This window comes from Promicromonospora citrea (genome assembly GCF_013004695.1).
Taxonomy (GTDB): domain Bacteria; phylum Actinomycetota; class Actinomycetes; order Actinomycetales; family Cellulomonadaceae; genus Promicromonospora; species Promicromonospora citrea.
Genome location: NZ_JABEMG010000240.1, coordinates 1 through 3,228 on the forward strand (window position 1 = coordinate 1; position 3,228 = coordinate 3,228).

Here is a 3,228-nt window from a genome sequence, read left to right on the forward strand (position 1 = left end):
GCCGCCGGGGCGGGCGGACCGCCGGCCGGCGGCCGCGAGCCGTAGACGGGCGCGGAGCCCGCCGACGCAGCGCCCCGCGACTTGCCGAGCCCGCCCGGCGACTGCACGAGCAGCGCCCGCGCGTCGGAGGCGTGCTCCGGCACGCACAGGATGGCGTAGGTCGCCGCGACGATCTGCGACGACGACGTGAAGTCGCGCCGCCCGCCGGTGAAGGAGTACGAGAGCACCGAGAACAGCAGGCCGAACCCCGCACCGAGCGCGATGCCCGCGAACATCACCTGGAGGCCGGACGACCCGGCGAACAGCGTGAGCAGCAGGCCGACGAAGAAACCGAACCAGGCGCCGGACAGCGCGCCCGCGAGCGCCACCCGGCCGTAGGTCAGCCGACCCGTGACCCGCTCGACCATCCGCAGGTCCGTGCCGACGATCGTGACGTTCTCCACGGGGAACTTGTTGTCGGACAGGTAGTCGACAGCCTTCTGCGCCTCCAGGTACGTGGAGTACGCGGCAACCTCGTCACCGGCCGGTAGGGTCGGGACCTTCGGGACGGCACCCGGGCGAGACATGCTCATGCCCCCTAGTCTCCCCCACCAGGGCCGAAGTGGCGAGGAGCGAGGCTCAGGGGCGGGTCGTAGGCTGACCAGCGTGAGCGCCGGTACCAGGGTCTTTGTCGCACGTCTCGCCGGCACCGTGGTCTTCGACCCCATCGGTGACCAGGTGGGCCGGGTGCGCGACGTCGTCGTGCTGCTGCGCGCCAAGGCGGCGCCGCGCGCCGTGGGGCTGGTGGTCGAGGTACCGGGCCGGCGCCGCGTGTTCCTGCCGCTGACCCGGGTCACGAGCATCGACGCGGGACAGGTGATCAGCACGGGGCTGGTGAACCTGCGCCGGTTCGAGCAGCGAGCCATGGAGTCGCTGGTGCTCGGCGAGCTGCTGGACCGCCGGGTGCAGCTGGCGGACGGCTCGGGCGAGGTGACCATCGAGGACGTGTCGATCGCGCAGCAGCGCACGGGTGACTGGCTCGTGGACCAGCTCTTCGTGCGCCGCCGGACCGGGTCGGCGCCGTTCCGCCGCCGGGGCTCGACGATGACCGTCCCGGTCGACGCCGTGCAGGACCTCACGACGCGGTCCGCCGAGCAGGGCGCGGTCCGGCTCCTCGAGGCCTACGAGGACCTGCGCGCGGCGGACCTCGCCGACGTCGTGCGCGACCTGGGGTCGGCGCGCCGGCTCGAGGTCGCCGAGGCGCTGGACGACGAGCGCCTCGCCGACGTGCTGGAGGAGCTCCCGGAGGACGCACAGGTCGCGATCCTGACGGGCCTCGACGTCGACCGCGCGGCGGACGTGCTGGAGGTCATGGAGCCCGACGACGCCGCCGACCTGCTCAACGCCCTCCCGGACGAGCAGGCGGCCCGGCTGCTCAACCTGATGGAGCCCGAGGAGGCGGCGGACGTCCGGCGTCTGCTCGAGTACGCCGAGGACACGGCGGGCGGCCTCATGACGACGGAGCCGGTGATCCTGGGCGCCGACGACACGATCGCGACGGCGCTCGCGCAGATCCGGCGGTCGGAGCTGCCGCCCGCCCTGGCCTCGATGGTGTTCGTGGTGCGGCCCCCGCTGGAGACGCCGACGGGACGGTTCCTCGGCGTCGCGCACTTCCAGCGGCTGCTGCGCGAGCCCCCGCACGCGGCGGTCGCGTCCGTGCTCGACGCCGAGACGGAGTGGCTGACCCACGACGCGTCGGTGGGGCAGGTGACGCGTCTGCTGGCGGCGTACGACCTGCTCGCGCTGCCGGTGCTCGACGCCCAGCGGCGGCTGCTGGGGGTGGTGACCGTCGACGACGTGCTCGACCACATCCTCCCGGACGACTGGCGTGACAGCGACGACCAGGAGACGGTGCGGGCGCACGCGGTGCCCGCCCGGCAGGCCGCCCGACGGGAGGCGAGCCGTGGCTGACCGCCTGGACACGCCGCTCGCCCAGCGCCGCGCCCTCGTGCCGCGGCTGCGCATGGACCAGGACGCGGTGGGCCGCGTCACCGAGGGGATCGCCCGGTTCCTCGGCACGCCGCGGTTCCTCGTCTACCTCACGGTGTTCTGCGCGCTCTGGCTGGCATGGAACGCGTGGGGCCCGGAGCACCTGCGGTTCGACAGCGCGGCCAACGGCTTCACCGCGCTCACGCTCATGCTGTCGCTCCAGGCCAGCTACGCCGCACCGCTCATCCTGCTCGCGCAGAACCGGCAGGACGACCGCGACCGGGTCATGGCGGAGCAGGACCGGCAGCGCGGCGAGCGCAACCTCGCCGACACCGAGTACCTGGCCCGCGAGATGGCGGCGCTGCGGATCGCGCTGAACGAGGTGGCCACCCGCGACTTCGTGCGCTCGGAGATCCGCAACCTCCTGGAAGAGCTCGACGAGAAGGACCGCAGACAGGACCGCGACCGCGACCGCGGCTGACCGTCAGGGCTCCATGTCGTCGTGGAGCACCACGCGGGAGAGCTCGTACGCCCCGCCCGGCAGCCTCCAGTAGTGCAGCCGCCGGGCCGACGGCGTGTTCACCTGCAGCGCGACGCGCCAGCACAGGGCGCCGTCCTCCCGCTGCCGTGGCGGGTCGTCGCCGCCCGCCCCGCCGCGCAGGCGGTGCGTCTGCAGGCCGTTCATCTCCGGCGCCAGGCCCGTGAGCACCATGACGAGCGTCCACACGACGCGCTCGCGGCTCACCCCCTCGACGTCGGTCAGCGAGGTGAGGAAGCGCGGGCCGAGGGTGTAGGGCGCGAGCGGCCGGTCGGCCTTCTCCGCCGCGGGGACGGTGCGCGCCCACTCGGTGAGCACCTCGAACCGGAGCTGCTCCTCCTCGTCCAGGAACCAGCGCTCCTCGGTGAGGTCGTCGCCCGCGTCGCCGAGCCTGCGGCGCAGCCGGGCCGCGTCCTGCCGGGCCTTGCGCAGCGCGGTCGCCTGCTGCTCGGCGCGGCGTTCCGCACGGTCGAGCCGCTCGGTCAGGTCGCCGACGCGCGCGACGAGCCGGTCCACCTCGAGCTCGACCTGGTGCCGCTTGACCTTGTCGTCCAGCAGCTCCTTGGCGAGCGCTGCGACCTGCGCCTTGGCGGCGTCGAGGGACAGGCTCAGGTCGCGCGCGGCCTTGCCGGGGGGATCTGCGGCCTGTCCGCCCCCCGAGGTCTCCGGCGGACCGGGCACCGGCGCGGGCGGGGGCAGCGGGTCGGGCCCGCCGGCGCGCC

At 74.3% G+C, this 3,228-nt stretch carries 3 protein-coding genes and 1 pseudogene; 2 read left to right on the forward strand and 2 right to left on the reverse strand.

The window, feature by feature from the left end; all coding sequences use genetic code 11:
- Positions 1–572: YflT domain-containing protein (locus tag HLB15_RS23035; protein ID WP_171109038.1), on the reverse strand; the 572-nt coding region annotated here is incomplete at its 3' end.
- 73 nt (positions 573–645) lie between these two features.
- On the opposite strand from HLB15_RS23035, the gene HLB15_RS23040 reads away from it, so the two are divergent.
- Both HLB15_RS23040 and HLB15_RS23045 read left to right on the forward strand, forming a co-directional pair.
- Positions 646–1,950 carry a magnesium transporter MgtE N-terminal domain-containing protein gene (locus HLB15_RS23040; RefSeq protein WP_171109040.1) on the forward strand — a complete coding sequence of 435 codons (1,305 nt, stop codon included), beginning with the start codon at positions 646–648 and terminating at the stop codon, positions 1,948–1,950.
- On the forward strand, positions 1,943–2,449 hold the full coding sequence (locus HLB15_RS23045) for a DUF1003 domain-containing protein (protein WP_171109042.1): 507 nt from the start codon (positions 1,943–1,945) through the stop codon (positions 2,447–2,449). Before HLB15_RS23040 ends, HLB15_RS23045 begins: the two co-directional genes overlap by 8 nt.
- Positions 2,450–2,452: 3 nt before the next feature.
- On the opposite strand, the pseudogene HLB15_RS23050 reads toward HLB15_RS23045, so the two are convergent.
- Positions 2,453–3,228: pseudogene (locus HLB15_RS23050) on the reverse strand (hypothetical protein); the annotation flags it as partial.